The following is a 24,946-nucleotide window of genomic DNA, read 5'->3' as shown; positions in this document are numbered from 1 at the left end:
AAAGTCAACGAGTTGGCGATTACGGCACGTCATAACCCAGTGCCGCCTTGCGGATTCGGAACCACTGTTGACGCGACAATGACAGCGTTTCCGCTTCTAGTGCGGCACGTACGCGTTCGATTTTACCCGAGCCAATAATCGGCAGCGGCTGCGACGGCAAACGTAAAATCCAGGCATAGACCACCTGTTCAATAGAACTGGCGTTGAGTTCTTGCGCGATAACGGAAAGTTCCTGGCGCAACGGCTGATAAGCCTCATCATTAAACAGCCGACCGCCGCCAAGACATGACCAGGCCATCGGACGAATACGCAGTTGCTGTAATTGATCTAATGTGCCGTCCAGCAACAAAGGCTGGTGAACCGGCGAGATCTCCACCTGGTTGGTCGCCAGGGTGAAAGGCAGGCGCGATTGCAGCAACGTAAATTGCGCTGGCGTAAAATTAGAAACGCCAAAATGGCGCACTTTGCCGCTTTGGTGCAGATGTTGAAACGCCTCGGCGACGTCATCCGCATCCATTAACGGATCGGGACGGTGAATTAACAACATATCCAGATAATCTGTCGCCAGATTTTTTAATGACTGTTCGGCGCTCAGAATAATATGGCGGCGATCGGTAATATAATGACCGAGCCTATTTTCCGCTCTGGCGGTGGTCGCAATACCGCATTTGGTAACGATTTGCAGTTTTTCCCGCAAATGCGGCGCCAGCGTTAGCGCCTCGCCAAACGCCGCTTCGCACTGATAACCGCCATAAATGTCCGCATGGTCAACGGTAGTGACGCCCAAATCCAGATGTTCTTCGATAAAACTCACTAACTGACGCGCGGACATATTCCAGTCCATCAAACGCCAGTAACCCATGACAAAACGCGAAAACTCCGGGCCTTGTGGAGCGATGGTGACACGCTGAACCATAACAGATTCCTCATAGAGAATAATGAGGTTGAGTATACGCAATTCCGCGTTTAAAAGAGTGAAGGTTGTTGAGGATCTTCCGATGGGAGAGGCTTGTTTGCGCGTATTTTACGCAAGTAACGCTGGCGACAAAGCCGCAGTACATTTTGTTTCTCGGCATCGCTCATTTTTTGCCAGTTAAACCGTTCGTCGCGGCTGCGCATACAGCCCCGACAAAAGCCACGCTCATCAGACTGGCAGATACCGCGACATGGGCTTGCTACAGGAAAAAACTCCAACTGCTCGGCCACATCCCCTCCTCAACGTTTGACGCTTATGACTATTGAAGACGCTAACTGACATTATGGCAACTCTGCTTGCAGTAGACCGACTGGTCTACTATACTGCCTGCTATGAATAAGCAAACCGAACATGATACCCGCGAACATCTGCTGGCCACCGGCGAGCAGCTTTGTATGCAACGGGGTTTTACCGGCATGGGGCTTAGCGAATTGCTCAAAACCGCCCAGGTGCCTAAAGGGTCGTTTTATCACTACTTTCGCTCGAAAGAAGCCTTCGGCGTCGCCATGCTTGAGCGACATTACGCCTGCTATCATCAGCGTCTTATGGCGCACTTCACCTCCGGTCCCGGTAATCATCGCGATCGTCTTCTCGCCTGGTATCAGGAAACGTTAAAGCAGTTTTGCCAGCAAGGCGCCATTAGCGGTTGCCTGACGGTGAAACTGTCAGCGGAGGTCTGCGATCTGTCGGAGGATATGCGCTCTACGATGGATAAAGGAGCGCAGGAGATCATGGCACTGCTTGCACGCGCGCTGGAAGATGGCCGTAATAGCCACTGTTTACATTTCACCGGCCAGCCGTTGCCACAGGCGCAGGTACTTTATGCCCTGTGGCTGGGCGCCAATTTGCAGGCCAAAATATCCCGTAGCGCCGCGCCGCTGGAAAATGCGTTGGCGCATGTTAAGACCATCATTGCAACGCCTGAGCAGTAACAGGCGTTTTTATTTCCTTTATTACAAGACGACCGGTCTACTTATATCAGGAGCCACTATGTCATCAGCAAAACTGTTTACCCCCCTCAAGGTGGGTGCCATCACGGCGACAAATCGCGTATTTATGGCGCCTTTGACGCGTTTGCGGAGTATTGAACCGGGCGACATTCCTACGCCGTTAATGGCGGAATATTACCGTCAACGCGCCAGCGCTGGATTGATCATCAGCGAAGCCACACAAATCTCCGCACAGGCGAAAGGCTATGCCGGCGCACCGGGATTACACAGCGATGAGCAGATCGCCGCCTGGAAAAAAATCACTCAGGGAGTCCATGCCCAGGGCGGCCATATGGCGGTGCAACTGTGGCATACGGGCCGTATTTCACACGCCAGCCTGCAACCAGGCGGACAAGCGCCCGTCGCGCCATCCGCTATCAATGCGGGAACCCGCACCTCTTTGCGTGACGAAAACGGCCAGGCCATCCGCGTAGAGACTTCCACGCCGCGCGCGCTGGATACTCACGAGATCCCCGGGATCGTCAACGATTTCCGCCAGGCTATCGCCAATGCCCGAGAGGCGGGCTTCGATCTGGTGGAGCTGCACTCCGCGCACGGTTATCTGCTGCATCAGTTCCTCTCACCGTCTTCTAATCACCGTACCGATCGGTACGGCGGCAGCGTAGAGAATCGCGCCCGTCTGGTGCTGGAAGTGGTTGATGCCGGCATTAAGGAATGGGGCGCGGACCGTATCGGCATCCGCCTTTCTCCTGTCGGCACTTTCCAGAATGTCGATAACGGCCCGAATGAAGAAGCTGACGCCCTTTATCTGATTGAAGCGTTAGGCAAACGCGGCATTGCTTATCTGCATATGTCTGAACCAGACTGGGCGGGCGGAGAACCGTACAGCGACGCATTCCGTGAAAAAGTGCGCGCGTGTTTCCACGGCCCCATCATCGGCGCTGGCGCCTATACGCCAGAAAAAGCGGAAGATCTGATCGAAAAAGGGCTGATTGACGCCGTGGCGTTTGGTCGCGATTACATCGCTAACCCGGATCTGGTGGCGCGTCTGCAACGTAAAGCGGAACTTAATCCACAGCGTCCCGAAAGTTTTTATGGCGGCGGCGCGGAAGGCTACACTGACTACCCTACTCTGTAATTTCATTGATAGCGGCCTCACATCGCCGCTATACTTTGAATATCTTGACTATTTTAAGGACAACGAAAATGCGTTTATTGCATACTATGCTGCGCGTCGGCGATTTGCAGCGTTCCATCGCTTTTTACACCAACGTTCTGGGCATGAAATTGCTGCGTACCAGTGAGAATCCGGAATACAAATACTCGCTGGCCTTTGTGGGATATGGTCCGGAAACGGAAGAAGCGGTCATCGAACTAACCTATAACTGGGGCGTTGAGAGCTACGACATGGGCAATGCGTATGGGCACATCGCGCTGAGCGTTGATAATGCCGCTGAAGCCTGTGAACGTATTCGTCAGAACGGCGGCAACGTGACCCGTGAAGCGGGGCCGGTAAAAGGCGGTTCGACCATCATCGCCTTCGTTGAAGATCCGGATGGCTATAAAATCGAATTGATTGAAGCTAAAGACGCAGGCCGCGGTCTGGGTAACTGATCCCCCGCCGGGCGCAGGTCACTGCGCCCGTTGTTTTACTGCATCCCGGCGTAAAATTTGCCATAATACGCGCTGCATTTTTTCGTATTAAGAGACTCAGATGTCCGATAACGCTCAACTTTCCGGTCTGTGCGACCGTTTTCGTGGTTTTTATCCTGTCGTCATCGACGTTGAAACTGCAGGATTTAACGCTAAAACCGATGCGCTGCTCGAAATCGCCGCCATCACGCTGAAAATGGATGAACAAGGCTGGCTGATGCCGGACATGACGCTGCATTTCCATGTGGAGCCGTTCGCTGGAGCCAACTTACAGCCGGAAGCGCTTGCGTTTAACGGTATCGATCCCTCTAACCCGCTACGCGGCGCGGTGAGTGAATATGAGGCGCTACACGCTATTTTCAAAATGGTGCGTAAAGGTATCAAAGACAGCGGTTGTAGCCGCGCCATTATGGTCGCGCATAACGCCACTTTTGATCACAGTTTTATGATGGCCGCCGCAGAGCGCGCCTCGCTGAAACGTAACCCGTTTCATCCGTTCGTCACCTTTGATACTGCGGCATTGAGCGGACTGGCGCTGGGACAAACGGTGTTATCAAAAGCGTGCCTGGCGGCAGGTATGGAGTTTGACGCTGAAAAGGCCCACTCCGCTTTGTATGATACCGAGCGGACAGCGGTGCTGTTTTGTGAAATTGTCAATCGCTGGAAGCGCCTGGGCGGCTGGCCGTTACCTTTGCCGACGGACAAATAACGAGGCTAACAACGCCGCTCTTGCTCACGATGGCGGTAAAAAAGCGACCTTTACAGGTCGCTTTCTCCTTGCACAGATTACTCTGCGTCCGGCTCCTGAGTTTTATATTTTGCCGCAGTTTCTTTAATAAGCTGCTGCAACTCACCACGCTGATACATTTCAATCACAATATCACACCCGCCGACCAGCTCGCCGTCCACCCACAGTTGTGGGAATGTCGGCCAGTTGGCGTATTTCGGTAATTCAGCGCGAATATCCGGGTTTTGCAGGATATCAACATAGGCAAAACGTTCCCCGCAGGCTGAAAGCGCCTGAACGGCCTGCGCAGAGAAACCACAGCTTGGCAGTTTCGGTGAACCTTTCATATACAGGAGAATCGGGTTTTCAGCGATCTGGCGCTGAATTTTTTCGATAGTGGTGCTCATTGTCTCGCTTCCTTAAACTACTTTTACGACTGAAGCCTGTCATTGTAACGGGTCAGGCTGGCAACGGAAAATAACATTTTCATCATGCCTTATTATTTTACCGTCTGCGGGAATAAGTTGTATACAAAATATCTTTTAAGCGGGTTGCCGCGCAGTGATTTGTAGATAACGCGTTCGTGTTTAGCATTAATTGCTATTTTTTTACATCTGTTAACGAAACACAGCTTCAGAAACCAAAAGCAATTACCAATCTGTGCTTTTGTAGATTAGAATTATCAGGTTTTGTAAATCATACGCAGGCATGAATCGCCTGCCTTTAACAGAGGATTGCTCAGTGGCGCGGATAAACAAAATCTCGATCACGCTCTGTGCTTTACTTTTTACTACTCTCCCCTTTACGCCAATGGCCCATGCTTCCAGGCAAGCCAAAGCGACGCCTGCTGTTTCTCATGTCACGAAAACGGCAGATAAAAAGAAAAGCACAACGAAAAAGATCAGTAAAACCAGCAAAAAAAACGTAAAAAAAACCTCAAAAACCAGCCGTTCTTCTTCCGCTTCTACGCCAAAACGTACCACCGCCTCCACGAAATCTCGTCATACGACGCATCGTCGTAACAGAACCGCGCCCACGTCAATCGCCGCCCTCGACGTAACGGAAAAATGCACGACGCGTAAAGGCCGTAAGCCGCACTGCGTGAAGGGGAAAGGAACATTGCCGGTCTCTATTGCCGATGCGCATCGTGCAAAAGTACAAAAAGCGACGAAGACCGCGATGTCCAAACTCATGAATCAGATTGGTAAACCGTATCACTGGGGAGGCGCGTCGCCGCGCACCGGTTTTGATTGCAGCGGTCTGGTTTATTATGCCTATAAAGATTTAGTGAAGATCCGTATCCCCCGAACGGCGAATGAGATGTATCACCTGCGTGACGCGGCGCCCATTGAGCGTAGCGAGTTGAAAAACGGCGATCTGGTGTTCTTTCGTACGCAGGGGCGCGGCACCGCCGATCACGTTGGCGTCTATGTCGGCAACGGTAAGTTTATCCAGTCTCCGCGCAGCGGTCAGGAAATTAAGATCACCTCACTGAACGAAGAATACTGGCAGCGTCATTATGTCGGCGCCCGCCGGGTGATGACGCCTAAAACAATTCGCTAATATTTTATCCTGTCGTTTAACGACAGGATAACTTCTTCTTTTGCGCCACCTCTCAATTTGCTACCCTATCCTTACGCGCACCAGGGTTATTGTGCGTGCGCAATATTAATAATAAGGAGAGAAGCAATGTCGTTCGAATTACCTGCATTACCGTATGCCAAAGATGCTCTGGCGCCGCATATTTCTGCTGAGACGCTGGAATATCACTATGGCAAACATCATCAGACTTACGTGACCAATCTTAACAATTTGATCAAAGGCACGGCGTTTGAAGGCAAATCGCTGGAAGAGATCGTGCGCGCCTCCGAAGGCGGCATCTTTAATAACGCCGCTCAGGTGTGGAACCACACCTTCTACTGGAACTGCCTGGCGCCAAATGCTGGCGGCGAACCGACCGGGAAACTGGCTGATGCTATCGCGGCATCTTTTGGCAGCTTCGCGGAATTTAAAGCGCAGTTCACCGATGCCGCTATCAAAAACTTTGGTTCCGGATGGACATGGCTGGTAAAAAGCGCTGATGGCAAACTGGCTATCGTTTCTACCTCAAATGCCGGTACGCCGCTGACCACGGATGCAACGCCGTTGCTGACGGTTGATGTGTGGGAACACGCGTATTACATCGACTACCGCAACGCCCGTCCAAACTATCTGGAGCATTTCTGGGCGCTGGTTAACTGGGAATTTGTCGCGAAAAATCTCGCCGCATAAGTCTGAGTACGCAGAAGGTACGCCTTCTGCGTTTTAGAGAGGGATAGAATAGAGGAGACGCCCACCCTCAGAAGAGAGGAAATCAGTGCAGAGCGGCCGTTAATCCACCTGCGACAATCACGCCCAGAACAATCAGCGTAGTAATCAACGAAAATTTCAGGTCGGTACTCATCAAGTTTTCTCCTTTTTATTCCCACACAAAAAGTGATATAGCGCATTTTTGCACATTCCCGCACAAAAATCTCTCATGTTTTATATTGATAACTGTTTTTAACGCTTCCCCTTTTCCTCAAGATCAGACAAAATTCCAGGCTTACTGAATTAGCGTAACGGCCATTGACCCCTTCCTGACGTTCCGTGTCGTTTTTCCGGCGTGCCGCAACCCTGACGTTGCGATTAGGGTGTGTGTAGGCAAACGTTTACCTGGCGTTTCTCAGGAGCTTAGCGAGGGTCTGGAGTGAAATGTAATGGCAACAATTAAAGATGTAGCGAAACGAGCAAACGTTTCCACTACAACTGTATCACACGTAATCAACAAAACGCGTTTTGTCGCTGAAGAAACGCGTAACGCGGTCTGGGCGGCAATTAAAGAGCTGCACTACTCTCCCAGCGCCGTCGCGCGTAGCCTGAAGGTTAACCATACCAAGTCGATAGGCTTGCTGGCGACCAGCAGCGAAGCGGCCTATTTTGCCGAAATTATCGAGGCGGTTGAAAAAAACTGTTTCCAGAAAGGCTATACGCTGATTTTAGGCAACGCCTGGAATAACCTGGAAAAACAGCGCGCCTACCTGTCCATGATGGCGCAAAAGCGCGTGGATGGCCTGCTGGTGATGTGTTCTGAGTATCCAGAACCTCTGCTTTCCATGCTGGAAGAGTATCGCCATATTCCGATGGTGGTGATGGACTGGGGTGAAGCGAAGGCCGATTTTACCGACACAGTGATTGATAACGCCTTTGCAGGCGGCTATATGGCGGGTCGTTATCTGGTTGAGCGCGGCCACCGGGATATCGGCGTTATTCCCGGCCCGCTGGAGCGCAACACCGGCGCGGGGCGGCTGGCAGGCTTTATGAAAGCCATGGAGGAGGCGCTGATCAACGTGCCGGACAACTGGATTGTTCAGGGCGACTTCGAGCCGGAGTCCGGTTACCACGCGATGCAGCAAATCTTATCGCAGTCACATCGCCCTACCGCCGTTTTCTGCGGCGGCGATATTATGGCGATGGGCGCGCTTTGCGCGGCTGACGAAATGGGGCTTCGCGTACCGCAGGACGTTTCGGTGATCGGTTATGACAATGTGCGTAACGCCCGTTACTTTACCCCGGCACTGACGACGATTCACCAGCCCAAAGACTCTTTAGGCGAAACCGCATTTAATATGCTATTGGATCGCATCGTCAATAAGCGCGAAGAGTCACAGTCTATTGAAGTTCATCCACGCCTGGTTGAGCGTCGCTCGGTCGCTGACGGCCCGTTCCGCGACTATCGGCGTTAATCCCCGCTGTCGGGAACCTCTTCTGGCTCCCGCAGCCACTCCCGATTCAACGTTTCGCTATCGCCCAAATAGTCCAGCAGCCATGCCAGCGCGGGCGAGGCTTCGTTTTGCTGCCACGTCACGCAACAGGCCGCATCGGGAAACGGATTCTCTAACGTCAGCGCCACCCATTTTCCGCTGTCTATCCACTGTCGGGCAAAATGCGTCGGCACCATTCCCACGCATAGTCCTGCCGACAGGCAGGTTGCCGATGACTCCCAGTCCGGTACGACGACCCTTTTTTGGTTATCCAGCAGCCAGGTAATCCGTTTCGGTAAGGTTCGCGAAGTGTCTTCCCTGACCAGCGACGGCCAGTTGCGCAGGGTATCATCGCTTAACGGCCCAGGCATCGACGCCAGCGGGTGATCGCTTGCCACTACGCAGCTCCAGCTCAGGGTCCCCATATCCCGAAAAGCGTAACGCCCCCCTACCGGAATCGCCTGCGTCGCCCCAATCGCCAGTTCGACACGCCCGTCGGAGAGCGCGTCCCAGACGCCGTTAAACACCTCCTGAAAAACCAGCAGTTCCACATCGTCAAAATGGCGATAGAAATCGACGATCATCTGCCGGGTACGTTCTGGTCTGACGATATTGTCCACCGCAATAGCTAACTGCCCGCGCCAGCCATTAGCAATTTGCTGACACTGCTGGCGAGTGATCTGCATTTTTTTGATAACAGAACGCCCTTCTTTTAAAAACCAGACGCCAGCAGGCGTCAGTTCAACATCACGGTGACGTCGTACAAAAAGCGGTACGGCCAGCCACTCCTCTAACTGACGAACGGTGTAACTGACTGCTGAAGGCACACGGTGCAGTTCCTGCGCCGCCGCGCTAAAACTGCCATTGCGCGCCACGGCGTCAACCACTTCAAGCGAGTATTCCGACCACATAATTTGCCTACAAAAATTTTGAATTCACTGGACAAATATTAACGTTTCACAACCGTAATTTCACTCCCTACACTCTGCGACAATGTCTGTCTGATAAGAAAGAGAAACAAATATGCAACCTGGAAAAGGTTTTTTAGTCTGGTTAGCCGGCCTTAGCGTGCTGGGATTTCTGGCTACGGACATGTACCTGCCCGCGTTTGCCGCCATACAGGCGGATTTACAAACGCCTGCCGCCGCGGTCAGCGCCAGCCTCAGCCTGTTTTTAGCTGGCTTTGCCGTCGCGCAACTACTTTGGGGACCGCTATCGGATCGTTATGGCCGTAAACCGATTTTACTGCTGGGGTTATCTATCTTTGCGCTCGGAAGTCTGGGGATGCTGTGGGTAGAAAGCGCGGCAGCACTGCTGACGCTGCGCTTCGTGCAGGCCGTCGGCGTTTGCGCGGCAACGGTAATCTGGCAAGCGCTGGTGACCGATTATTATCCTTCGCAAAAAATTAACCGTATCTTCGCCACTATCATGCCACTGGTGGGCTTATCCCCGGCGCTTGCGCCCTTACTGGGAAGCTGGATACTGACGCATTTCTCATGGCAGGCGATTTTCGCCACCCTGTTCGTGATTACGTTGTTGCTGATGTTGCCGGCGCTGCGCTTAAAACCATCGGTAAAAGCGCGTACCGAAGGACAGGATAAACTCACTTTCGCGACACTGTTACGCTCTAAAACCTATCGCGGTAATGTGCTGATTTATGCCGCCTGTTCCGCCAGCTTTTTTGCGTGGCTAACAGGGTCGCCGTTTATTCTCAGCGCGATGGGTTACAGCCCGGCAGTGATTGGCCTGAGCTATGTTCCGCAAACCATCGCTTTTCTGATTGGCGGATATGGTTGCCGCGCGGCGCTACAAAAATGGCAGGGCTACCAATTGCTTCCGTGGCTGTTAGGGCTGTATGCGCTGAGCGTTATCGCCACCTGGGGAGCGGGCCTTCTGAATAATGCCTCACTGGTGGAGATCCTGATTCCTTTCTGCGTAATGGCGATTGCTAATGGCGCAATCTACCCTATCGTCGTCGCGCAAGCGTTACGCCCTTTCCCTCAAGCCACGGGACGCGCTGCGGCGCTACAAAATACGCTGCAACTGGGGTTATGTTTCCTGGCAAGCCTGGTGGTTTCATGGCTCATCAGCACGCCGCTGTTGACCACCACCAGCGTAATGCTTTCTACCGTTGTTCTGGCGGCGTTAGGTTACAAAATGCAGTCTCATGCAGATTGCGCTGAGGCCGAATTTCCCCATGCCAATGTCGCCCACGACAAGTCTCACTAAAGACTTGTTAACCGCTGGTAATTAGCACGCTAACAATTTTCGGTTGAATCATCAAAAATTGCGGCCTATACTGATTCCCGGTTGTTTATATTACGATAATTATTAGGCATTAACGGGAACCGGAGCGTTCCCGATTCACCATGGATGGCCTTTTCGGCAAGGGCTCCTCCCTTCCTCTGTTCTACGTCGGATAACTGGCTCACGGAATTGTCCGTGGGATTTCTCACAAAGCCAAAAAAGCGTCTACGCTGTTTTAAGGTTCTGATCACCGTCCAGTGATGGAGAAACTATGAGTTCATCGTGTATAGAAGAAGTCAGCGTACCGGATGATAACTGGTACCGAATCGCCAACGAATTGTTAAGTCGCGCGGATATTACAATTAATGGTTCCGCCCCGTCTGACATTCGTGTTAAGAATCCCGATTTTTTTAAACGCGTCCTTCAGGAAGGATCGTTGGGGTTAGGTGAGAGTTACATGGATGGCTGGTGGGAATGCGAGCGTCTGGATATTTTCTTCAGCAAAGTCTTACGTGCCGGTCTTGAAAATCAACTCCCCCACCATGTTAAAGATACGCTCCGTATCCTCGGCGCGCGTCTGATTAATCTACAAAGTAAAAAACGCGCCTGGATTGTCGGCAAGGAACATTACGATCTTGGTAATGACCTTTTTTCCCGTATGCTCGATCCCTATATGCAATATTCTTGCGCCTACTGGAAAGATGCCGATACGCTGGAAGCGGCACAGCAAGCCAAGCTGAAATTAATTTGCGAAAAGCTACAGCTACAACCGGGGATGCGTGTGCTGGATATCGGCTGCGGCTGGGGCGGTCTATCGCAATATATGGCGACCCATTATGGCGTTAGCGTGGTGGGCGTAACGATCTCCGCTGAACAACAAAAAATGGCGCAGACGCGTTGCGAAGGTCTGGATGTCTCCATTCTCCTGGAAGATTATCGCGACCTTAACGATCAGTTTGACCGAATCGTCTCTGTCGGCATGTTCGAACATGTCGGGCCAAAAAACTACAACACCTATTTTGACGTTGTTGACAGGAATTTAAAACCGGATGGTCTTTTCCTGCTCCATACTATTGGATCTAAAAAAACCGATCATAATGTCGATCCGTGGATCAATAAGTATATTTTCCCCAACGGTTGCTTGCCGTCTGTTCGTCAAATCGCCGAGGCCAGCGAATCACACTTTGTAATGGAAGACTGGCATAACTTTGGCGCCGACTATGACACGACTCTGATGGCGTGGCACGAGCGCTTTATCAATGCCTGGCCAGAGATTGCGGGCAATTATAACGAGCGCTTTAAACGTATGTTCAGCTATTATCTCAACGCCTGCGCGGGTGCGTTTCGCGCGCGTGATATTCAGCTTTGGCAGGTGGTATTTACGCGCGGCGTTGAAAACGGTCTGCGCGTTCCTCGCTAATCATCTCCCCCGCATTTCATGCGGGGGAATCTTATTTTCCGTTAGCCAATGTCGGCCTGATTTCTGACCGCATTTTCTCGTGTAGCCAGTACGCGTTCTACGGTATCGACAACCGCCTGCGTTTGCGGATCGATCTCGATATTCACACGCTCACCCAGTTTTTTTCTGCCAAGCGTAGTACGTTCCAGCGTTTCCGGAATGAGATGCACGCAGAAGCGCGTTGGCGTTACCTCGCCGACGGTCAAACTGATACCGTCAACGCCGATAAAGCCTTTGTACAGGATATACTTCATCAGGGACGCATCCTGCACTTTAAACCACACCTGATGGTTATTTTCGGAGGTCAGGATTTTCGCGATCTCCGCCGTCGTAATAATATGCCCCGACATCAGATGTCCACCGATTTCATCGCTGAATTTGGCGGCGCGCTCTACGTTGACCTCATCACCTACCCTCAACGCGCCCAGATTGGTGATGCGCAACGTTTCTTTCATCAGATCAAAACTTATCTGATTGCCGTTTATTTCAGTCACCGTCAAACAGCATCCGTTATGCGCTACCGACGCCCCCGTCTCCAGCCCCTCCAGCATGTAGTCCGGTAACGTCACCACATGGGTGCGAAAGTTGGGTTTTTCATCAATCGATACCAGTTTCGCGGTACCCTGTACGATCCCCGTAAACATATCTTCAACTCCTGAAATAAATAAAAGCAGAACTGTTCAGCACAATAGCAGGTGGAAAAACAGCTTGCCAGCAATGCGCCGTTAACAACTGTTTTTTCGCTGGAGAAATAGTAATACCCCGCTACAATAGACTGAAATTTCCCCTGCTATTTCTTTTGGCTGCCACTACGGCGGCTTTTTAGTCTTTCATATAACAACAAAATAAAAGGTGAATACGTGCAGAAGTATACCAGTGAAGCGCGTCAGTTATTAGCGTTAGCGATACCGGTGATCCTTGCGCAAGTGGCACAGACCGCAATGGGATTCGTCGATACCGTCATGGCAGGAGGCTATAGCGCTACGGACATGGCTGCCGTCGCTATCGGCACCTCTATCTGGCTTCCCGCCATTTTGTTTGGTCACGGCTTACTGCTGGCCTTGACGCCGGTGATTGCGCAACTCAATGGCTCCGGCCGTCGCGAGCGTATCGCGCATCAGGTTCGACAAGGATTCTGGCTGGCGGGCTTTGTCTCCGTGCTGGTGATGATCGTCCTGTGGAATGCCGGATACATTATCCGCTCCATGCATAATATTGATCCGGCGCTGGCCGATAAAGCCGTGGGTTACCTTCGCGCGCTGCTGTGGGGCGCGCCAGGATACCTTTTCTTTCAGGTAGCGCGAAACCAGTGCGAAGGTCTGGCCAAAACCAAACCGGGTATGGTGATGGGATTTTTGGGCCTGCTGGTGAATATTCCGGTGAACTATATTTTTATCTATGGCCATTTTGGTATGCCGGAACTCGGCGGTATCGGCTGCGGCGTTGCGACTGCGGCGGTCTATTGGGTGATGTTTATCGCCATGCTTTCTTACATTAAACACGCGCGTTCAATGCGTGATATTCGTAATGAAAAAGGCTTTGGCAAACCTGATAGCGTCGTCATGAAGCGCCTGATTCAACTGGGGTTGCCGATTGCGCTGGCGCTGTTCTTTGAAGTGACGTTATTTGCGGTCGTTGCGCTGCTGGTTTCGCCATTAGGTATTGTGGATGTCGCCGGTCATCAGATTGCGCTTAACTTTAGCTCGCTGATGTTCGTACTGCCGATGTCGCTGGCTGCGGCGGTAACGATTCGAGTGGGTTATCGTCTGGGCCAGGGCTCAACGCTGGATGCGCAAACCGCAGCACGTACCGGTTTAGGCGTCGGCATTTGTATGGCTGTGGTTACCGCTATTTTTACCGTTACTCTGCGTAAGCATATTGCTTTGCTCTACAATGACAACCCTGAGGTCGTGGCGCTTGCCGCGCAATTAATGCTGCTCGCTGCGGTTTACCAGATTTCCGACTCTATACAGGTTATCGGCAGCGGTATTCTGCGCGGTTATAAAGATACGCGTTCCATCTTTTTTATCACCTTTACCGCCTACTGGGTGTTAGGTTTACCCAGCGGTTATATCCTGGCGTTAACGGATCTGGTGGTGGATCGTATGGGACCGGCGGGCTTCTGGATGGGGTTCATCATCGGCCTGACCTCGGCGGCGGTGTTAATGATGCTACGGATGCGCTATCTACAACGTCAGCCGTCCGCCATCATTTTGCAGCGCGCTGCGCGATAATACGACGATAGCCGTCGCATGGCGGCTATTTTCTCGACATGTTGCATATTTCCACCGCAATCAGGTGATTTCAGGAAGAAAATTGCGATTTCCCTCTTGCCTCATTGCAGTTGTGACGCTAATATTCGTCCCCGTTGTCACCTACAACGTTGCGTTCATAGCTCAGTTGGTTAGAGCACCACCTTGACATGGTGGGGGTCGTTGGTTCGAGTCCAATTGAACGCACCATCATTTTAATGCGTCTGTAGCTCAGTTGGTTAGAGCACCACCTTGACATGGTGGGGGTCGATGGTTCGAGTCCATTCAGACGCACCAATCCATTATCTTGTTTAATTTTAAAATACGCTATCTGGTGCTTGTGCCAGGCTAAAAGCGATTATTTTCAGTCTCTCACCTTTATCGTCAAGCACTGCTCTATACGCTATTACCCTCTTAACCTTCGCAGTGGCCTGAAGAAGCATACCAAAAGCATTTATGGTGTTTCGGTAGAATGCGCATAATCTATCTTCATCACCATACGTAACAAGGCTGCAACGGGTTCAAATAACGTTTCAGGAATTTTATCTCCGCGTTCCACTTCAAAAAATAATGAGCGGGCCAGCTCAACATTTTCAACAACGGGGATGCAGTTGCGTTCAGCGATGTTAACAATATAGTTAGCTTGAGCATCACTGCCTTTTTCCAGGACACGTGGTATTGGCATATCGGTGGGATGATAGCCAAGACAAACCGCAATATGCGTTGGATTACGCACTACCGCAACAGATTGTTTAACAGATTGAGCTAAACTCCCACTTTGTATTTCACTCTGCATTTCCCGACGCCGTGTCTTCATTTGAGGGTCGCCCTCCAGATCTTTATGCTCTTGTTTTACGTCATCTTTACTCATTTTTAGATCTTTTCTAATCTTATAATATTGAAAAGAATAGTCCAGTATGCCAACGACGATATAAAAAGCCATCACCCCTACCCATAACCATTTTATTAAAGAAGAAACCACAAGCACGCCACAGGCTAACCCACAGTACGGTAGCGCCCGAAAAGTACTGGCATAATAATAAAAGAAAAAGGCAAAGATAAGAGATAACATGATAACTTTTAGGCTGGATTTACATAATTCTACTACGCTATGTAAAGAGAATATCTGCTTAAAATTACTTACCGGATTTATATGCTCGCTTTTAAAACCAATGGCCTTGCTGGCAATAACCACCCCCACCTGAAGAAACACGCTACCCACAGTAGCAACTATTACCCCAGCGCCCAGAAACAGCAGTACAGAAGCCAATGACTCTATTAAAACATGACTCAATTGCGTTAATGCATAAGAAAATGGTTTATTTACTAATTGTAATGTGAAAGTTATTGACTCAATCAGTATCAAAATCATCTTTTCAGTAAAGAAATGAAAATACAAATATAGCGCAATCAGCTGAAATAATGATGTTATTTCAATACTTTTGACAACCTGCCCTTCCTTACGGCCATCACGTAATTTCTTTTCTGTAGGCTGTTCTGTTTTCTCGCTCATACAGATGGAAACCAGTCTTTTAGATAAATATAAAATTTATCGCTTTCAACCAAATAGTGATGAAGAGCATAAGGGAATGAGATCAGGAGCGTCAGTAGAACCAATATACTTTTGAGCGGCATTGAGAAGAAAAACACATTCAATTGTTGTGCCGACCGATTTAAAAGACCTAAAGCCAGATCGGCTAATACCATACATATTATGGCAGGAAGAGAGAAGCTGATGCATAATTGATAAAGCGTTCTCCACTCTGCCTGGATATATTTTAAAAATTGCCGGTCAAATAATAAAGTACGCCCTGGTGGTAAATATTGATATGACTCATACAGAATGTTTAATATAAACTCCATGCCGCCGCTTATAAAGAAAATAACACACAAGAACTGGCTGAAAAGCAAGCCAAAAAGTGAGGTTTCAGCTTCTATTGTAGAATTGAATATCGTACCCATTGTCGCGCCACGTAAAGTATCAAGCAGAAACCCCGCCATATCAACGGCCCAAAAGGGAACCGCCGCACAAAACCCAATTAAAAAACCAATAATCACCTCTCCGGTGACTAACCCTAACCAGCTGTAATCTTTACCAATATGCATCATAATCTTCTGCTGGTAAATGATTGGTAATATGGGAAAGGTAAGTGACATAAGCACGCCATTACGTAAAATCGCGGACCCTAAACTGCCACTTTTTAATAGGGGAAGTAATAAAGAGAGGCTCAATGGTCGAATAAAAGCCACAGCCAATGCAATAAGCCACTCATTTACCTGTTGTGCCATTCAACCATGCTCTCCAATTCGTAACATTATCTGCCGGGTATAATTCAACAGGATACCGCTAAGCCATGGGTAGCTGACCATTAAGGTTATTGCAATTGCCAATAATTTAATCATGAACTGTAGCGTTTGGTCCTGTATTTGAGTCAAGGCCTGAACAAGGCTTACGATGACACCAACTACCGATGCCACCAACACCACCGGCATAGACGTAAAAAGGACGATCCATAAAAGTTGCGTTACAAATTGCGTCAATTCAGAATCATTCATGAAAAGCTCTGTACCAATTGCGCCAGTGTCAGATCCCAACCGCCTGCCAGTAAAAATATTAGCAGCTTAAACGGTAATGAAATGGTCATTGGCGACACCATCATCATTCCCATAGCCAGCAGTATATTTGAAATAAGCAGGTCAATAGCCAGAAAGGGAAGATAAATAAGTAATCCAATCCGAAATGCCTGCGTTAACTGACTCACCGTAAATGCCGGAATTAATATGAGCAAAGAATCAGGTTTTATCTTTCTTTTTATGTCTTCAGGCCAGGTTCGTTTTATCAAATTCCGAAAATAATTGGCTTCCTTCTCTTCAGAGTTTTTTTGCAAAAACTGTCGATAAGGCGCTAATGCTTTACTGTCCCACTCAGACGTCCAGAAAGGAGCGCCAGCGACCTGAACCGGATGCCAGCGCTCTTTTACAGCTAATAGCGTCGGCCCCATAATGAATAAGGAAAGTACAAGCGCGAGGCCATACAGTGCGATATTGGGGGGAACTTGTTGAATACCCAGAGCATTTCGTAAAATCGAAAATACCACCGCCAGTTTAAGGAAAGAGGTTCCCATGACGATAATGAGAGGCAGTATTGAAAGCAGAAACAATATACCAATCAGTTGCAAAGGCGAATCGGGTAAAGACATACTGTATCTCTCATGACACGACCTGGAACGCTATTATATTGTTCGCATATTATTTTTCTTATCAGGTTTACGCTGTATTTTTGCAAAGATACCAACGTGTAATACGCACCATAAATTCATTGCCACAGGCAATCAACTCACCTTGCCCAATAATACGGTCATTTACTCTTATCGTCACCTCTGGCGCAAAACATCCACCTACAGGCAAAACGTCCCCCGTTTTAAGCTGTCGTAATTGTCCAATTTCCAGACTCGCACGTCCGATCTCAAAGAGCACCTGTTGTGGTATCTGCTCAAGTTCTACTGAAGATGTTCCGTCACTCTTTGACATTGGACTCCCTGACGCAAGTAGCGTTTCGATATCCTGGACTAATTCATCAAATTTCATCGTGTTATCCTCTGTCAGCAACACCCTCGCGTAGATCCCCCCAGGTAGTTGAATAGCAAAAAAACCGAGTCTGATGTCGCCAAAGCAATGAATCCGAACGCCCATGCCGATTTCGATAGACTCAAGTTCAATTAACGTAAGCTGGCACCAGCCTAAATATACAGGGACTACTACAGGAGGGGCAGGATAAATCTGTTGTCGCTCAGCAGAAAGCTCTCCGACTATATTGCGCAAAAAACCCGTTGGCCATGTAAAAATAATGCTATGGAACTCATGTTCTTCAACTGTCCATTTAATATGCAACGCTAGCTGATGTGGTAGATTACTGCAGGATGTTGGCGGTTCGTTCTGACAGAGGGTTGCATCACTGGCTTGCAATAACGGCGCCAGCCCCCATTCAGCTATTCCATATAGCAATTCAGGATCGATAGCCGATCGATTAGCGGTGCCAATTAGCCCTTCACACCAGCGCTGCCAGCATTGTTCTGCAATCCACACCCTACCCAGCTCATTATGATAATTTATGGTAAATAATGTCCCTTGCTGTACTGGATATTGTTGCATACTCAATGTCAGCTCACCAATGGTAGCGCCTTGCGTTGGAAGTATCTCCACCCACGGACGCTCTTCATTCGCTATTCTTAACATAGAATATCTCCAGGGAAATTATATACCCCATATGCAGCAACTGAGACTCCAGCCACTGCTTTAGCGCTTTCATCGAACGGTAAATTTCATGATGAGGGACATTGATTCTTAACTGGATTAGCCCCCCTGATTCACATACTTCACACTCTACACCGTCAAGATAACCGCCACTAACACGATAACGTTGCGTGAAAACCACGTTCTTATTCAATGCTGCAGGAGGATTATTCTCACCAATGGGTAATGCCTGGTGCATGAGTTGTTCAAAGTCCATACGTTCCGCCTCCGCCTCGTTATCATCCTGATAAGACTGGCATGGCAACCCAAGACTTCCCTCAACTTTGGTAATACGCATCGCTTAATACCATAGTAATTTTTTCTTTCTTTTTCATAAGCGCATTAAAATTCTTCTGTAATTCGCTTCGCCGGGAGACAAGCTGCTGATACTGATTCTCTAACTGCTGCCGTTGCGTCAAAAAGCTCTGCGCCTGAGTGAATAACCCGGCCATTTGTTGTTTCTTATCCAACAATAAATGACAAGATAACGTACCTTGCCAGCCCATTAATTCTTTCAGTCTGGTAGACACTGCTAAAGCGCGCGTCTGGCAAATCTGCTGTTCCGTAATAATCGCCTGTTGCTGCTGATCAAGTACGGTAAGCTTGCCGCGTAATTGCTTTTCACGCCGCGCGATTATCTCCAGCAAAGTTTCCATGATCACTCGGTGAGTATTTGGTGTAATTTTTCTATAAGTAGCTCGGGTCCGCATACTTCATCCTTACTTTGTCGCAAAAATGTGCAAATAGCCGGATAGGTATCAATGGCTTTGTCAGTATCAGTATCAACTCCTCGCTGGTATTCCCCAATGCGTATTAACAGTTCAACCTCCTGGTAAAGCGCCAGGCGCCGCCGCAATATCGCCGCCAGTTGACGATGCTCATGGCTGGTAACGACTGGAAAAACGCGGCTGAGCGTTGCCAGCACGTCAATGGCAGGATAATGCCCCCTCTCTGCAAGCCGCCGGGATAGCACAATATGTCCATCAAGTAGTGAACGGACTTCATCCGCCAACGGCTCATTCATATCATCGCCTTCCACCAGTACCGTATAAAATGCGGTAATACTGCCTTTTTCCCCCATTCCTGTACGTTCTAAAAGTCGTGGCAATGCACTAAATACGCCTGGCGGATATTCTCCAGAAACTGCGGTCTCTCCGGCGGCCAGAGCGATTTCTCGTGCGGCCCTGGCATAACGCGTCAGTGAGTCGGCAAGCAAGACGACTCGCTTTCCATTATCGCGAAAAAATTCTGCTATCGTGGTAGCCACAAACAGCGCCCTCACGCGCTCTAAGGCGGGTCTGTCAGAGGTTGCGACAACAATGACACAACGTTTTCGGGTCTCTTCAGACAGTGTAAAATCGATGAATTCGCGGACTTCTCGTCCACGTTCACCAATTAACACCAGAACATTGCTGTCTGCGTCTGGCGCATTACACAGCATCGCCAGAAGCGTGCTTTTCCCCACGCCAGGAGCAGAAAAAATACCCACTCGTTGCCCTTCGCCACAGGTTGCAACGCTATCAATAGCGCGAATCCCCGTCATTAATGGTTGAGTGATAGGCTGTCGAACCATTGCGGGAGGAGGCATTGCATCATAGTCTTTCCAGCAGACTTCTGGCAGTTCGCGGCCATCAAGGGGACGACCAAAACCATCAATGACTCGCCCTAATAACGCTTCGCCCACGGGAACCTGATGGCGTCGCCTTAAGGCCATCACTTGCTGCCCGCAGTGAAGTCCGATTGTACTCGTAAAAGGAGATAGCAAAGCTTTGCTGCCATTAATCCCCACGACTTCAGCAAGTTCTTCTCCAGGCTTTATACAGCACAACTCACCCATAAATACCCCAGGCAACCACGCATTTAACAACGTTGCGCTGACATCCTGAATTCGGCCCCATCGACAATAACCATCGGGGGGCGGATATTTCAGCCTCAGACGTTGCATCAATTCATTCTTCATTGTCCGCCAACTCCTCTTCGCTAAGGTCAATACTTTCTACCACTTGTATAAGGCTCTCCTCTCCTAATTCCTGCCATGACAAAATCGGTACGTCGAACAAGGTGGCTTCTGTAATTTTTCGCAAGAAACGTCGGGTGTCGACAGAAGTGACAATGAATAATTTGGCTGACTGCTTCAGCGCCTGCTCGATAAGTTGCAGGATCTGCGTCTTATGACGAGACGACAGCGCAGTATAGGTCCCCATTGCCGTCTGGCGAATGGATTCACGCACGAGGTTCTCAATACCTTCGCCGATCCGCAAAATCGGCAGCGGTTTTCCTTCCGGATTAAGACGACGCAGAATATGACGGCGAAGCGCGATACGGACATATTCTGTCAACATCAGGACATCTTTTTCACGTGGCGCCCAGTCAATTAAGGTGCCGAAAATAAGACGTAAATCTCTAATAGAAACCCGTTCTGATACAAGCCGTTGCAAAGTTTCAGCGATTTTATTAATGGGTAACTGGCGTTGAAGCTCTTTCACCAGCTCAGAGTAGTTTTTTTCCATCGCATTCATTAGATAACGCGTTTCCTGAACACCAATAAACTCTCCCATATGCCGAAGCAGGACACATTTTAATAAGGCAGAGATACGTTGGCTGCCCGCGAAAACGTCCAGTCCAAAACCTTGCGCCTTATGGGCCATGTCTTTTGTAAGCCAACAGATCTGCCCCATCCCGTTCGGTAACGTCTGGCTGTCACCTACCACACTAGCGTCCGCGCCTATCAATAAATAATCCGCCTGAGCGGGAATAGATAAACTAAATACGGGTTCCTGATATAGCAGTACCGTCAATTTTTCGGTGGGTTCAGGCAAAACCTCAATATTCACCTCAGGGAGAGGGACGCCGGTATCCTCAAATAAAAACCATCTCATGGCGTCAATATCACGAATCAGGTCGGCAGAATGTAACGTCGGGCTAAGACGTAAGATTAGAGGACATGCGCCGGGAACCATACTATCTTTTTCCGGTGCTTCGACGCCATTTGCGGAAACCACAGACTTTTTGCGGCGAATGAGGATAATTGGCAATGCTAACAACGCTGAAAAGAAAGCGAGAGTGATAAAAGGAAAGCCAGGAATTAAAGCGAGGAGCATTAAAACCACAGCGGTTAATATGAGCGACTGAGGTTGTCTGGCAATTTGAGAACTCAACTCTGTCGCCAGGTTCTGGCGTTTCTCACCCGGGACACGGGTGACAATAATTCCCGCGCTAAGGGAAATCAGCAGCGATGGAATTTGCCCACATAAACCATCTCCGATTGACAGTACGCTATAAGTGTGAACAGCCTCACTCATCGACATATCATATTGCACGATAGCGATAATGATACCGCCGATAATGTTCACCAGAACAACAATAATACCGGCAATCGTATCGCCTTTAACAAATTTCATCGCACCGTCCATCGCACCGAGAAAGCGGCTTTCCTGCTGGACGTGCTGTCTTAATGTACGGGCATGGTCTGCATCGATAACTCCGGCACGCAAATCGCCATCGATACTCATTTGTTTGCCTGGCATCCCATCAAGCGAGAAACGTGCGCTAACTTCCGCCACCCTCTCGATACCTTTTGTAATGACAATAAACTGCACGATAGTAATGATGGTAAATACGACCAACCCAACGGTGAGATTTCCTCCTACGACAAACTTACCGAAAGCATCCACAATATTACCGGCATTATGTTGTAACAGTACCAGCCGTGATGTGCTGATTGTGAGTGACAAACGATATAATGTAGTAATAAGTAATAAAGACGGAAATACCGATAAATCGAGAGGGTCACTAAGATAAATAGCAATTAAGAGCAGGATCACTGAAAACATAAGGTTGATAGTAATCAGGATATCAACCATCCAGGTCGGTAAAGGTAACAGCATCATCACAATAGCGATTAATAACACCGTCGCCAGAACCATATCCTGCCGACCCGCGCATACACTGAGCCACTGTTGCGCCCTGATTCCCTCACCTAACCATGAACGCATTGCGACTCCAGAAATTTTATTTGTCGATGATGTAATCGTAACCAGAGCTCGGCGGAGCTGGAAAGAGGAGGAGAACAGCTCATTGCAAGCCCATCGCGCAACAAAAATAATCGCTGAGGAATACCCTGGAACGCTGCAGGTTTCCAGTGAGTTAAGGCTTTAAAAAGCAGATCTTCGTCTAAGAAGGTTTGCTTGAGTATCTGACATAAGTGAATACGACCGTTATGATAGTTTAGATAGGTTTCATATTGTCCTTGCCGCCAGAACATATTGGTTGCTAAAGGCCGTTCAGCTAATCCTGCTAATTGAATAAAAAGCTGAATATTACGTTCAGTAATGAGATCCCAATCCATCCTGCCGCCTCATGATGAGCCAGAACGCCAATTTACCTAAATATTGAAAGCCAGGTATCAGAATAAAACCTGATTTACCTTTACTTCACGAAGCGTTTCGAGAATTTGTTCACGTTGATCTTCGTCGTTAAAACAGTTATCGGGTATCAGCATAAACTGCGCATCAAGTTGTTGGAGTAACCGATTGAACATCTTCGATGAAGAAACTATAGCGGTAAGTCTATCAAGCAACCAATCACTGAAAAGCCAACGCTCACAAATGATATCGAGTAGTAGCGGCAGTAATGTATTAGGCGGCAACTGGCAAATCCACTCCTCATGCTGGCACTCTTTTTCAAGGCCAAGGAATAACAACAAACGACGCAAACGTACTAATGCTGCGGCCAAACGACTTTGCTCCGAAGGTTCGATGCATATGCTAAGTTCAAAGGCTATTGCTCTTAGCAAAATACGGACCCGTTCACAGCGATCCGGCCAGTCTGCCACGCGTCTGAACCACTGCGATAAGGGCATTTCATCGTTGTCTATCGCCTGTTGCATAAAACGCTTCAGCGAGGACAGCGTAGCGGTATCCACTTCGCCAAGTTCCAGTAAACTAAAAACGGCAAGTTCCCATCCCTCCTCCGCTGTAAGCGTATCCAGTTGCGATTGCAAATCGCGTTTTTTCTTTTTTGACAACCCGCCGGCAGTAAGCGCCATTGCAAGAGCGATAATTTGATACGCATTCTGTAAATCAGGATCACTATTCTCTTCGGTAAGCGGACGCAACGTTGCCCCATTATCCTCCTGTATTTGTTTTATCAAACGCAGCAAAGCCTGCTGTCTGCGCTCCAGTTTCTCAGCATCCGTGAATTTATAACTTTCGCGCAGTTTACCACTCAGCGCCATTCCTATTTCTTCCATCGTCTCATAGAGCGCTGCCCCCGTCGTTTCCTGTAACTCCTGGAGAGCTAACATTGAAGGCGAAATAACCTCTTGTTCCTCTATAACCTGACCAGGGGTAAATGCTGTAGGGGGCGTCATTTTTATCTCATTAATTTTAATATTCATCGCTACCTCTTTTATCTTCACCATTACGTAACCATTTCAGTAACGCGTTGAAATGACGAGAAAGTGAAAATTCAACGGCATATCGTGTTGAAGAAAGTTCAGCCTGATCGGGAGAGAAACCAGGCTCGATAATCAACGTAAACCGCTTGCCAAAAGTTTCTCGCATCAATGCCTCTTTTTCAGGATGAATACGCAAATAAAGCGCTCCCTCTTCCGCCATAGCCGTGGCCTGGCGTGCCAGACGATGGCACATAACACTGTCTACCGACTGTTGGTCGAACCAGGCCAACAGAACCTGTTCTATACTATTTTTAATATGATGCGCTGCGTGATCGACCAATGAACGAAATTGATTTTCATCTTCTTGTAAATGTTTTACATGCTGTTCCAGCCATTCCACTTCCATTTTTTCCAGCGTATTTTTACGCAAGCACGCTAGTTCTTGTTGCTGCTCAACTTTCTGTTCACGCTGATAACGATAGGCGTCTCGGATGATTTTTTCAGCCTTACGGTAAGCGGAGCTCACAATAGCATGTGAAACTCTCTTAGCTTGTTGTTCTTGTGCAAATAAAGTTAATTGTAATGTTATCCACGGTGACTCAATAATATTTCGAGCGGGTAGCTTATGGTTAATTTCCGTCAGAGGAAGTGAAGTAAAACTCATAGCAAATGCTCCATGAAGATAATCTCGGTAAGAGAAGTCTTCGGCCAAAGTATACGCTGCGGAGGGGGTAATAATACTAATAGCGAATGTAAAACCGCATCGTCATGCGCTTCCCGATTAAGAATGGCGGTACCGATCTGCAATGCAGTTTGTTGCATCACTTGCGGAGGAAGTAATTTGCCATCTCTTTGCCCCAACCAACCATATAGCTGCCAGATCTCATCCTCGCTAAACCACTGTAGAAGCAATTGCCGATACTCTGGTAGCATAAAATAGTCACTACACCTGAGTTTGAATAATCCCAGCCCAAAGGCAAATGCCGATATACGCGGCGCAAGACGAACCTGCCGTTTTTGCCTGTCATTTAAACAGGCTGGAATAACAGAGCTTCCTCTTAGTCTATTTAACGCTCTGTCAAGAAGACGATCCAACTCGGGCCGATCGCCATAACGCCAGCAGTTTGAAGGATGAAAACCCAGCTTATCCAGCCATTCCGGTACAGCGTAACGAGCAGGTTGCCAGAAATAACGATAAAGTTGCAACAC

Annotated in this window: 29 protein-coding genes and 2 tRNA genes; 12 read left to right on the top strand and 19 right to left on the bottom strand. The window is 48.9% G+C overall.

The annotated features are described in order from the left end of the window. Positions 1-19: 19 nt before the first annotated feature. The gene (locus J4728_RS03010) at positions 20-916 is read right to left on the bottom strand and encodes an aldo/keto reductase family oxidoreductase (protein WP_000250721.1); all 897 of its coding nucleotides are present in this window, start codon (positions 914-916) and stop codon (positions 20-22) included. A gap of 50 nt (positions 917-966) precedes the next feature. After that, positions 967-1,206, bottom strand: coding sequence for a DUF1289 domain-containing protein (locus J4728_RS03005; protein WP_001638075.1), 240 nt, complete (start codon positions 1,204-1,206; stop codon positions 967-969). 102 nt (positions 1,207-1,308) lie between these two features. Here J4728_RS03005 and J4728_RS03000 point away from each other — a divergent pair, with 102 nt between their 5' ends. From J4728_RS03000 to rnt, 4 genes are all read left to right on the top strand, one after another. Continuing rightward, the gene (locus J4728_RS03000) at positions 1,309-1,908 is read left to right on the top strand and encodes a TetR/AcrR family transcriptional regulator (protein WP_001660120.1); all 600 of its coding nucleotides are present in this window, start codon (positions 1,309-1,311) and stop codon (positions 1,906-1,908) included. A 58-nt stretch (positions 1,909-1,966) separates the two neighbouring features. Beyond that, positions 1,967-3,064 carry an alkene reductase gene (locus J4728_RS02995; protein ID WP_000092933.1) on the top strand — a complete coding sequence of 366 codons (1,098 nt, stop codon included), beginning with the start codon at positions 1,967-1,969 and terminating at the stop codon, positions 3,062-3,064. 68 nt (positions 3,065-3,132) lie between these two features. Further along, positions 3,133-3,540, top strand: coding sequence for a lactoylglutathione lyase (gloA, locus tag J4728_RS02990; RefSeq protein WP_001237787.1), 408 nt, complete (start codon positions 3,133-3,135; stop codon positions 3,538-3,540). A gap of 100 nt (positions 3,541-3,640) precedes the next feature. Beyond that, a complete protein-coding gene (rnt, locus tag J4728_RS02985) occupies positions 3,641-4,288 on the top strand; it encodes a ribonuclease T (RefSeq protein WP_208211109.1) in 648 nt (215 codons plus the stop codon). A gap of 77 nt (positions 4,289-4,365) precedes the next feature. Here the strand turns inward: rnt and grxD are convergent, their stop codons facing one another. Further along, positions 4,366-4,713, bottom strand: coding sequence for a monothiol glutaredoxin 4 (gene grxD, locus J4728_RS02980; RefSeq protein ID WP_000108176.1), 348 nt, complete (start codon positions 4,711-4,713; stop codon positions 4,366-4,368). 334 nt (positions 4,714-5,047) lie between these two features. On the opposite strand from grxD, the gene J4728_RS02975 reads away from it, so the two are divergent. Next, positions 5,048-5,869 carry a C40 family peptidase gene (locus tag J4728_RS02975; RefSeq protein ID WP_001520344.1) on the top strand — a complete coding sequence of 274 codons (822 nt, stop codon included), beginning with the start codon at positions 5,048-5,050 and terminating at the stop codon, positions 5,867-5,869. A gap of 126 nt (positions 5,870-5,995) precedes the next feature. After that, positions 5,996-6,577 (top strand): superoxide dismutase [Fe], encoded by a 582-nt coding sequence (sodB, locus tag J4728_RS02970; protein ID WP_000007294.1) that lies wholly within the window; start codon positions 5,996-5,998, stop codon positions 6,575-6,577. Positions 6,578-6,659: 82 nt separating this feature from the next. On the opposite strand, the gene J4728_RS02965 is transcribed toward sodB, so the two are convergent. Beyond that, positions 6,660-6,749 carry a YnhF family membrane protein gene (locus J4728_RS02965; RefSeq protein WP_000102277.1) on the bottom strand — a complete coding sequence of 30 codons (90 nt, stop codon included), beginning with the start codon at positions 6,747-6,749 and terminating at the stop codon, positions 6,660-6,662. A gap of 295 nt (positions 6,750-7,044) precedes the next feature. Between J4728_RS02965 and purR the strand changes: the two genes are divergently transcribed. Continuing rightward, positions 7,045-8,070: an HTH-type transcriptional repressor PurR gene (gene purR / locus J4728_RS02960; RefSeq protein ID WP_000190993.1), complete on the top strand. Its 1,026-nt coding sequence runs from the start codon at positions 7,045-7,047 to the stop codon at positions 8,068-8,070. Here the strand turns inward: purR and punR are convergent. Beyond that, on the bottom strand, positions 8,067-8,999 hold the full coding sequence (gene punR, locus J4728_RS02955) for a DNA-binding transcriptional activator PunR (RefSeq protein ID WP_208211106.1): 933 nt from the start codon (positions 8,997-8,999) through the stop codon (positions 8,067-8,069). The genes purR and punR overlap by 4 nt on opposite strands. 112 nt (positions 9,000-9,111) lie before the next feature. Between punR and punC the strand changes: the two genes are divergently transcribed. After that, on the top strand, positions 9,112-10,317 hold the full coding sequence (gene punC / locus J4728_RS02950) for a purine nucleoside transporter PunC (RefSeq protein WP_001182315.1): 1,206 nt from the start codon (positions 9,112-9,114) through the stop codon (positions 10,315-10,317). A gap of 289 nt (positions 10,318-10,606) precedes the next feature. Continuing rightward, positions 10,607-11,755: a cyclopropane fatty acyl phospholipid synthase gene (gene cfa, locus J4728_RS02945; RefSeq protein WP_000098878.1), complete on the top strand. Its 1,149-nt coding sequence runs from the start codon at positions 10,607-10,609 to the stop codon at positions 11,753-11,755. Positions 11,756-11,796: 41 nt separating this feature from the next. Here cfa and J4728_RS02940 read toward each other — a convergent pair whose 3' ends face one another. Continuing rightward, the gene (locus J4728_RS02940; protein WP_000493972.1) at positions 11,797-12,438 is read right to left on the bottom strand and encodes a riboflavin synthase; all 642 of its coding nucleotides are present in this window, start codon (positions 12,436-12,438) and stop codon (positions 11,797-11,799) included. A 216-nt stretch (positions 12,439-12,654) separates the two neighbouring features. On the opposite strand from J4728_RS02940, the gene mdtK reads away from it, so the two are divergent. From mdtK to J4728_RS02925, 3 genes are all read left to right on the top strand, one after another. Further along, positions 12,655-14,028 carry a multidrug efflux MATE transporter MdtK gene (gene mdtK / locus J4728_RS02935; RefSeq protein WP_001175077.1) on the top strand — a complete coding sequence of 458 codons (1,374 nt, stop codon included), beginning with the start codon at positions 12,655-12,657 and terminating at the stop codon, positions 14,026-14,028. 151 nt (positions 14,029-14,179) lie between these two features. Beyond that, positions 14,180-14,256 (top strand) — tRNA-Val (locus J4728_RS02930). 10 nt (positions 14,257-14,266) lie between these two features. Beyond that, a tRNA-Val gene (locus J4728_RS02925) sits at positions 14,267-14,343 on the top strand. A gap of 157 nt (positions 14,344-14,500) precedes the next feature. Here the strand turns inward: J4728_RS02925 and ssaU are convergent. The 13 genes from ssaU to J4728_RS02860 form a co-directional block, all read right to left on the bottom strand. Further along, positions 14,501-15,559, bottom strand: a complete 1,059-nt coding sequence (gene ssaU, locus J4728_RS02920) for an SPI-2 type III secretion system apparatus protein SsaU (protein ID WP_001291721.1) — start codon at positions 15,557-15,559, stop codon at positions 14,501-14,503. After that, positions 15,556-16,335 (bottom strand): SPI-2 type III secretion system apparatus protein SsaT, encoded by a 780-nt coding sequence (gene ssaT / locus J4728_RS02915; RefSeq protein ID WP_000068768.1) that lies wholly within the window; start codon positions 16,333-16,335, stop codon positions 15,556-15,558. Before ssaT ends, ssaU begins: the two co-directional genes overlap by 4 nt. Then, entirely contained in the window at positions 16,336-16,602 is a 267-nt protein-coding gene (ssas, locus tag J4728_RS02910; protein ID WP_000999982.1) for an SPI-2 type III secretion system apparatus protein SsaS, read from the bottom strand. Next, positions 16,599-17,246, bottom strand: coding sequence for an SPI-2 type III secretion system export apparatus protein SsaR (gene ssaR / locus J4728_RS02905; protein ID WP_000056367.1), 648 nt, complete (start codon positions 17,244-17,246; stop codon positions 16,599-16,601). Before ssaR ends, ssas begins: the two co-directional genes overlap by 4 nt. 67 nt (positions 17,247-17,313) lie before the next feature. Beyond that, the gene (gene ssaQ, locus J4728_RS02900; RefSeq protein ID WP_000944190.1) at positions 17,314-18,282 is read right to left on the bottom strand and encodes an SPI-2 type III secretion system cytoplasmic ring protein SsaQ; all 969 of its coding nucleotides are present in this window, start codon (positions 18,280-18,282) and stop codon (positions 17,314-17,316) included. After that, positions 18,263-18,637: an SPI-2 type III secretion system apparatus protein SsaP gene (gene ssaP, locus J4728_RS02895; protein ID WP_001223304.1), complete on the bottom strand. Its 375-nt coding sequence runs from the start codon at positions 18,635-18,637 to the stop codon at positions 18,263-18,265. Before ssaP ends, ssaQ begins: the two co-directional genes overlap by 20 nt. Then, positions 18,618-18,995 carry an SPI-2 type III secretion system apparatus protein SsaO gene (gene ssaO, locus J4728_RS02890; protein ID WP_000449089.1) on the bottom strand — a complete coding sequence of 126 codons (378 nt, stop codon included), beginning with the start codon at positions 18,993-18,995 and terminating at the stop codon, positions 18,618-18,620. The genes ssaP and ssaO overlap by 20 nt, the downstream gene beginning before the upstream one ends. A gap of 2 nt (positions 18,996-18,997) precedes the next feature. Further along, a complete protein-coding gene (gene ssaN, locus J4728_RS02885) occupies positions 18,998-20,299 on the bottom strand; it encodes a SctN family type III secretion system ATPase SsaN (protein WP_208211104.1) in 1,302 nt (433 codons plus the stop codon). Next, on the bottom strand, positions 20,289-22,334 hold the full coding sequence (gene ssaV / locus J4728_RS02880; protein ID WP_001258216.1) for an SPI-2 type III secretion system apparatus protein SsaV: 2,046 nt from the start codon (positions 22,332-22,334) through the stop codon (positions 20,289-20,291). Before ssaV ends, ssaN begins: the two co-directional genes overlap by 11 nt. Continuing rightward, entirely contained in the window at positions 22,319-22,687 is a 369-nt protein-coding gene (gene ssaM, locus J4728_RS02875; RefSeq protein ID WP_000383700.1) for an SPI-2 type III secretion system apparatus protein SsaM, read from the bottom strand. The genes ssaV and ssaM overlap by 16 nt, the downstream gene beginning before the upstream one ends. 57 nt (positions 22,688-22,744) lie before the next feature. Further along, complete coding sequence (gene ssaL / locus J4728_RS02870; protein WP_000238885.1) at positions 22,745-23,761, bottom strand: SPI-2 type III secretion system apparatus protein SsaL; 1,017 nt, start codon at positions 23,759-23,761, stop codon at positions 22,745-22,747. After that, entirely contained in the window at positions 23,727-24,401 is a 675-nt protein-coding gene (ssaK, locus tag J4728_RS02865; RefSeq protein WP_208211101.1) for an SPI-2 type III secretion system apparatus protein SsaK, read from the bottom strand. Before ssaK ends, ssaL begins: the two co-directional genes overlap by 35 nt. Next, positions 24,398-24,946: a type III secretion system domain-containing protein gene (locus J4728_RS02860; protein WP_208211201.1), complete on the bottom strand. Its 549-nt coding sequence runs from the start codon at positions 24,944-24,946 to the stop codon at positions 24,398-24,400. The genes ssaK and J4728_RS02860 overlap by 4 nt, the downstream gene beginning before the upstream one ends.

The organism is Salmonella sp. 32070601201500089SM (genome assembly GCF_017573605.1).
GTDB lineage: Bacteria > Pseudomonadota > Gammaproteobacteria > Enterobacterales > Enterobacteriaceae > Salmonella > Salmonella enterica.
The sequence above is the reverse complement of the archived record's forward strand: the minus strand, read 5'-3'. Positions and strand labels throughout refer to the sequence as shown.

What these genes read in the sequence shown, in the direction of transcription:
- ssaK (WP_208211101.1), bottom strand. Translation starts at nt 24,401, where the DNA reads ATGAGTTTTACTTCACTTCCTCTGACGGAAATTAACCATAAGCTACCC.
- cfa (WP_000098878.1), top strand. Translation starts at nt 10,607, where the DNA reads ATGAGTTCATCGTGTATAGAAGAAGTCAGCGTACCGGATGATAACTGG.
- ssaR (WP_000056367.1), bottom strand. Translation starts at nt 17,246, where the DNA reads ATGTCTTTACCCGATTCGCCTTTGCAACTGATTGGTATATTGTTTCTG.
- J4728_RS02965 (WP_000102277.1), bottom strand. Translation starts at nt 6,749, where the DNA reads ATGAGTACCGACCTGAAATTTTCGTTGATTACTACGCTGATTGTTCTG.
- ssaP (WP_001223304.1), bottom strand. Translation starts at nt 18,637, where the DNA reads ATGCGTATTACCAAAGTTGAGGGAAGTCTTGGGTTGCCATGCCAGTCT.
- purR (WP_000190993.1), top strand. Translation starts at nt 7,045, where the DNA reads ATGGCAACAATTAAAGATGTAGCGAAACGAGCAAACGTTTCCACTACA.
- ssaO (WP_000449089.1), bottom strand. Translation starts at nt 18,995, where the DNA reads ATGGAAACTTTGCTGGAGATAATCGCGCGGCGTGAAAAGCAATTACGC.
- punC (WP_001182315.1), top strand. Translation starts at nt 9,112, where the DNA reads ATGCAACCTGGAAAAGGTTTTTTAGTCTGGTTAGCCGGCCTTAGCGTG.
- sodB (WP_000007294.1), top strand. Translation starts at nt 5,996, where the DNA reads ATGTCGTTCGAATTACCTGCATTACCGTATGCCAAAGATGCTCTGGCG.
- ssaN (WP_208211104.1), bottom strand. Translation starts at nt 20,299, where the DNA reads ATGAAGAATGAATTGATGCAACGTCTGAGGCTGAAATATCCGCCCCCC.
- ssaL (WP_000238885.1), bottom strand. Translation starts at nt 23,761, where the DNA reads ATGGTGAAGATAAAAGAGGTAGCGATGAATATTAAAATTAATGAGATA.
- J4728_RS02995 (WP_000092933.1), top strand. Translation starts at nt 1,967, where the DNA reads ATGTCATCAGCAAAACTGTTTACCCCCCTCAAGGTGGGTGCCATCACG.
- J4728_RS03000 (WP_001660120.1), top strand. Translation starts at nt 1,309, where the DNA reads ATGAATAAGCAAACCGAACATGATACCCGCGAACATCTGCTGGCCACC.
- J4728_RS02940 (WP_000493972.1), bottom strand. Translation starts at nt 12,438, where the DNA reads ATGTTTACGGGGATCGTACAGGGTACCGCGAAACTGGTATCGATTGAT.
- ssas (WP_000999982.1), bottom strand. Translation starts at nt 16,602, where the DNA reads ATGAATGATTCTGAATTGACGCAATTTGTAACGCAACTTTTATGGATC.
- grxD (WP_000108176.1), bottom strand. Translation starts at nt 4,713, where the DNA reads ATGAGCACCACTATCGAAAAAATTCAGCGCCAGATCGCTGAAAACCCG.
- ssaQ (WP_000944190.1), bottom strand. Translation starts at nt 18,282, where the DNA reads ATGTTAAGAATAGCGAATGAAGAGCGTCCGTGGGTGGAGATACTTCCA.
- ssaV (WP_001258216.1), bottom strand. Translation starts at nt 22,334, where the DNA reads ATGCGTTCATGGTTAGGTGAGGGAATCAGGGCGCAACAGTGGCTCAGT.
- gloA (WP_001237787.1), top strand. Translation starts at nt 3,133, where the DNA reads ATGCGTTTATTGCATACTATGCTGCGCGTCGGCGATTTGCAGCGTTCC.
- ssaM (WP_000383700.1), bottom strand. Translation starts at nt 22,687, where the DNA reads ATGGATTGGGATCTCATTACTGAACGTAATATTCAGCTTTTTATTCAA.
- ssaT (WP_000068768.1), bottom strand. Translation starts at nt 16,335, where the DNA reads ATGGCACAACAGGTAAATGAGTGGCTTATTGCATTGGCTGTGGCTTTT.
- rnt (WP_208211109.1), top strand. Translation starts at nt 3,641, where the DNA reads ATGTCCGATAACGCTCAACTTTCCGGTCTGTGCGACCGTTTTCGTGGT.
- ssaU (WP_001291721.1), bottom strand. Translation starts at nt 15,559, where the DNA reads ATGAGCGAGAAAACAGAACAGCCTACAGAAAAGAAATTACGTGATGGC.
- punR (WP_208211106.1), bottom strand. Translation starts at nt 8,999, where the DNA reads ATGTGGTCGGAATACTCGCTTGAAGTGGTTGACGCCGTGGCGCGCAAT.
- J4728_RS03010 (WP_000250721.1), bottom strand. Translation starts at nt 916, where the DNA reads ATGGTTCAGCGTGTCACCATCGCTCCACAAGGCCCGGAGTTTTCGCGT.